The organism is Arthrobacter sp. 2YAF22_2 (assembly GCF_052114645.1).
Classification (GTDB): Bacteria; Actinomycetota; Actinomycetes; order Actinomycetales; family Micrococcaceae; genus Arthrobacter.
Map to the genome: position 1 here is coordinate 1 of NZ_JBFRFD010000278.1, position 4,930 is coordinate 4,930.

Annotated in this window: 4 protein-coding genes; 2 read left to right on the forward strand and 2 right to left on the reverse strand. The window is 66.6% G+C overall.

Going from position 1 to position 4,930, the window contains the following annotated elements; translation table 11 throughout:
* Together AB4Y86_RS12040 and aceA are read right to left on the reverse strand one after the other, a co-directional pair.
* A partial coding sequence (locus tag AB4Y86_RS12040; protein WP_441402460.1) for a malate synthase occupies window positions 1-972 on the reverse strand: 972 nt, incomplete at its 3' end.
* Window positions 973-1,087: 115 nt separating this feature from the next.
* Complete coding sequence (aceA, locus tag AB4Y86_RS12045; protein WP_441402461.1) at window positions 1,088-2,434, reverse strand: isocitrate lyase; 1,347 nt, start codon at window positions 2,432-2,434, stop codon at window positions 1,088-1,090.
* A 143-nt stretch (window positions 2,435-2,577) separates the two neighbouring features.
* Between aceA and AB4Y86_RS12050 the strand changes: the two genes are divergently transcribed.
* Window positions 2,578-4,089: a helix-turn-helix domain-containing protein gene (locus AB4Y86_RS12050; protein ID WP_441402462.1), complete on the forward strand. Its 1,512-nt coding sequence runs from the start codon at window positions 2,578-2,580 to the stop codon at window positions 4,087-4,089.
* 276 nt (window positions 4,090-4,365) lie between these two features.
* Window positions 4,366-4,930 (forward strand): thiamine pyrophosphate-binding protein (locus tag AB4Y86_RS12055; protein ID WP_441402463.1); only part of this gene is annotated, 565 nt, incomplete at its 3' end.

Below are 4,930 nucleotides of genomic sequence, written 5' to 3' on the forward strand. Positions count from 1 at the left end.
AGCCCGCACCAGCTGTTCCGTGTAGGCCCGCATGAACGGCTGCGTCATGGTGACCTGGCCGCGGTCCGGCAGGACGAAACGCGGGCCGCGGGTGCGGAAGTTCTTGATCAGCGAGAAGATGTAGTCCCACCGGCCGGCGTTCAGGCCCGCGGCGTGGTCCTTGAGTTCGTAGAGGATCTCTTCCATCTCGAACGCCGCGGTTATGGTTTCGATCAGCACGGTGGCGCGGATGGTGCCCTGCGGGATGCCCAGTAGGTCCTGGGCCAGGACGAAGATGTCGTTCCACAGCCGCGCCTCGAGGTGGCTCTCGATCTTCGGGAGGTAGAAATACGGCCCCTTGCCCTGGGCGATCAGCCGGCGGGCGTTGTGGAAGAAATACAGCCCGAAGTCCACGATCCCGCCGGCCACCGGGGTGCCGTCAATGAGCATGTGCTTTTCCGGCAGGTGCCAGCCACGGGGCCGGACCACGATCGTGGGCAGCTCCTCGGCGGCGCGGAGCTTATACTCCTTGCCTTCCGGGGAGGTGAAGTCGATCCGCCGCTCCAGCGCATCGGTAAGGTTGAGCTGGCCCTGGATCACGTTGCGCCATGACGGCGTGGAGGAGTCCTCCATGTCCGCGAGCCACACCTTGGCGCCGGAGTTCAGCGCATTGATGGTCATCTTCTTGTCCACCGGACCGGTGATCTCGACGCGGCGGTCTTCGAGGCCCGGCGCCGGGGGAGCGACGCGCCACTCCGGGTCGTTGCGGATCGACTCGGTTTCGGCCAGGAACCGCGGATCCTGGCCCTTGCTGATCTGCTGCCGGCGCTCCTGCCGCGCCCGCAGCAGCTCTTGCCGGCGCTCCGCCGTCGCCTTGTGCAGCTTGGCTACGAATTCCAGCGCATCCGGAGTAAGGACCTCGTTCTGCCGGCAGATCGGCTGGGCAGTCAACGTGACCCCGTTGATAGTGAAGTTGTCAGTGAAGCTGTTCATTTCAGTCTCCTTAAAGACGAAAAAGGGAAGTTCGACGGCGGTTGGCGGCACTCCGGTGAGTGGTGCAATGTCGGACCGAAGGCCGGAGGCGAGAACCGCCGTCGAACGGTAAGCGCTAGTGGAACTGGCCTTCTTCGGTGGATCCCACCAGGGCCAAAGTGGATGCGTTCGGGTTGAGCGCGGTGGCGATGTCGTCGAAGTAGCCGGTGCCGACTTCGCGCTGGTGCTTGGTAGCGGTGTAGCCGCGAGATTCGGAGGCGAATTCCTTTTCCTGCAACTCGACGTAGGCGCTCATGCCTTCCCGGGCGTAGCCGTGGGCGAGGTCGAACATCGAGTAGTTCAGGGCGTGGAAGCCGGCCAGGGTGATGAACTGGAAGGTGAAGCCCATCGCGCCGAGTTCGCGCTGGAACTTCGCGATCGTGGCGTCGTCGAGGTGCTTGCGCCAGTTGAACGACGGCGAGCAGTTGTAGGAGAGCATCTGGTCCGGGAACTCGGCCTTGACCGATTCCGCGAACTTGCGGGCCAGGGCGAGGTCCGGGGTGCCGGTCTCCATCCAGATCAGGTCCGAGTACGGGGCGTAGGCCTTGGCGCGGGCGATGCAGGGTTCGATTCCGTTGTGGACCTTGTAGAAGCCCTCCGGGGTGCGGACCGGCTGGCCGCCTTCGCGGAGGATGAATTCCTGGTCACGCTCGTCGACGTCGGAGGTGATCAGGGTGGCTGCCTCGGCGTCGGTGCGGGCGATGATGACCGACGGGGTGCCGGCGACGTCGGCTGCCAGGCGGGCGGCGTTCAGGGTGCGGACGTGCTGCTGGGTGGGGATCAGTACCTTGCCGCCGAGGTGGCCGCACTTCTTCTCCGAGGCGAGCTGGTCCTCCCAGTGCACGCCCGAGGCGCCGGCCTGGATCATGGACTTCATCAGTTCGTAGGCGTTCAGCGGGCCGCCGAAGCCGGCCTCGGCGTCGGCGACGATCGGCACCATCCAGTCCTCGACCGTCTGGATGCCCTCGGAGAATTCGATCTGGTCGGCGCGGAGCAGGGCGTTGTTGATGCGGCGGACCACCGTGGGGACGGAGTTGGCCGGGTACAGCGACTGGTCCGGGTAGGTGTGGCCGGAGTTGTTGGCGTCCGCGGCGACCTGCCAGCCGGAGAGGTAGATGGCGCGCAGGCCTGCCTTGACCTGCTGCACGGCCTGGTTGCCGGTCAGGGCACCGAGCGCGTTGGTGTACTTGCCTTCCTTGTGCTCTTCGGTGAGCTGCTTCCACAGCTTCTCGGAGCCGCGGCGGGCCAAGGTGTGTTCCTCGGAGACCCGGCCGCGGAGGCGGACGACGTCGGAGGCTGAGTAGTCCCGAGTGACACCTTCCCAGCGCGGGTTGGCAGCCCACTCGAGCTCCAGGGCGGCAGCCTGCTCGCTTGCTGAGTCCTGGGCGGAGGGCTGCTGGTTGGGCTCAAATGCTGCGGTCATTGCTGATCTCCTTCGGTTGCCCGGGCCGGCGGGGACCACCTCGTCGCGGGGTCCCGCCGGATGATCCGGAGCGGTGAATCTTTCTGTGAGATCTACTTTTCTTCAGTTTCAAGGGGCTTTCTAGACTAAAGCTCTGGAAAGAAATGCACTTCTTCCCGTATTCTCAAAAAATGCATCCGAGCAGCTGGAACCGACAGACCGCAGCGCCCGCACTCCCGGCCGAACCCGAGGTGGACGTCATCAGCATGGGCCGCCGGGTCCGCCACCTGCGCAAGGCGGCCGGGCTGACCCTCGACGACCTGAGCGCCGCCGTCGGGACGGCACCGAGCCAGCTGAGCCTGATCGAAAACGGCAAGCGCGAACCCAAGCTCGGCCTGCTCCAGCAGCTCGCGGCGGCCCTCGCCGTGAGTATCGACGAACTGCTCGGCGCGGAGCCGCCGAACCGCCGCGCGGCGCTGGAGATCGAGCTGGAACGCTACCAGCGCAGTCCCATCTACGAGTCTTTGGGTCTGCCCAAGATCCGCATCAGCTCGCGGCTGCCGATGGATGTGCTGGAATCCATGGTGGGGCTGCAGCATGAGCTGGAACGCCGGCTTAACGAGCAGGTCGCGACACCGGAGGAAGCCCGCCGCGCCAACGGTGAGCTGCGGGCCATGATGCGCGAACGCAACAACTACTTCCCCGAGTACGAGGCGGAGGCGCAGAAGGTCCTGGCGTCGGTGGGCCATACGTCCGGGCCGCTGTCCCACCATGTGATCGCGGACATCGCCGGGCACCTTGGGTTCAGCCTGCACCACGTCAGCGACCTGCCGCATTCCACCCGTTCCGTGACCGACCTGAAGAACCGCCGAATTTACCTCACGCAGAATGCCCGCAGCGACCACGACCCCCGTTCCGTGCTGCTCCAGGCGCTGGGCCACTACGTGCTGGGCCACCAGACGCCCACCAACTACGGCGACTTCCTAATGCAGCGGGTCGCCACGAACTACTTTGCCGCGGCGCTGCTGCTGCCCGAACAGGCCACCGTGGAGTTTCTGCAGCGGGCTAAACAGGCCAAGGAAATCGCGGTGGAGGACATCCGGGACGCCTTCGCCGTGTCCTATGAGACCGCGGCGCACCGCTTCACCAACCTCGCCACCCAGCACCTGGACCTCCGCACGCACTTCCAGAAGACACACAAGAGCGGCATCATCTACAAGGCCTACGAGAACGACGGCGTGACGTACCCGCAGGACCACACGGGCGCCATTGAGGGCCAGTTCTCCTGCCGGAACTGGACCTCGCGGGTGGTGTTCGATGTGCCGGACAAGTTCAGCGCCTACAACCAGTACACCGACACGCCGGCCGGGACCTACTGGTGCACGGCGCGGACCGAACGCTCCGCGAACGGCGAGTTCTCGCTGTCCGTGGGGGTGCCCTACGCCCAGGTGAAGTGGTTCCGCGGCCGCGACACCACGGAGCGGTCCAAGTCGACTTGCCCGGATGAGAGTTGCTGCAAGCGTCCGCCGGCCGCGCTGGCCTCGGAGTGGGCCGGCAACGCGTGGCCCTCGGCCCGTGCCCATTCGCACCTGCTCGCCGCGATGCCGCCCGGTGCGTTCCCCGGCGTGGACGAGACCGAGGTCTACTCGTTCCTGCAGGCGCACTCCGGCAACTGACCCCCCCCGACGCTCCCGCAGTTCCTGCCGCGAACGGTGCGACGCTCCCGCAGATCCTGCAGGTTGTGGCGCGACGCTACCGCAGTTCAGGTGAGTGAGCGTCGGGTGACGTGCGGCCGGAGCTGAGGGAGCGTCGGGTGACGTGCGGCAGGAGCTGAGGGAGCGTCGGGTGACGTGCGGCAGGAGCTGAGGGAGCGTCCCCGGGCGGGCTGACCGCAGGTCGGACTATATTGGCCAGTGTCAGCTCATCGATCCATCTCGCGGGAGCGTGCACTCATGGCCAAGGAACTAGCCACCCAGCTCGTTGAACAACTCCAGGCTGCCGGCGTGCAGCGGATCTACGGGATTGTGGGCGACAGCCTGAACCCGATAGTCGACGCCGTTCGGAAAACCGGCGGCGCCGCCAGGGGCGGAATCGACTGGATCCACGTCCGGCACGAGGAAGCAGCGGCGTTTGCGGCGGCCGCGGAAGCCCAGCTCACCGGGAAGCTCGCGGTCTGCGCCGGCTCCTGCGGGCCGGGCAACCTGCACCTGATCAACGGCCTCTACGACGCCAACCGCTCCGGCGCTCCGGTGCTGGCCATCGCCTCGCACATCCCAAGCAAGCAGATCGGCAGCAGCTTCTTCCAGGAGACGCACCCGGACCGGCTCTTCAACGAATGCTCGGTGTACTCCGAACTCGTCAGCACCGCGGAGCAGGCGCCCCGCGTGATGCACAGCGCCATCCAGCACGCCGTCGCGCTCCGCGGCGTCGCCGTCGTGACCCTGCCCGGCGACATCGCCGGGCTGGAGGCGACCGCCGCGACCCCGGCGCCGGCAGCCTTCCGGCCCGCCGCACTCG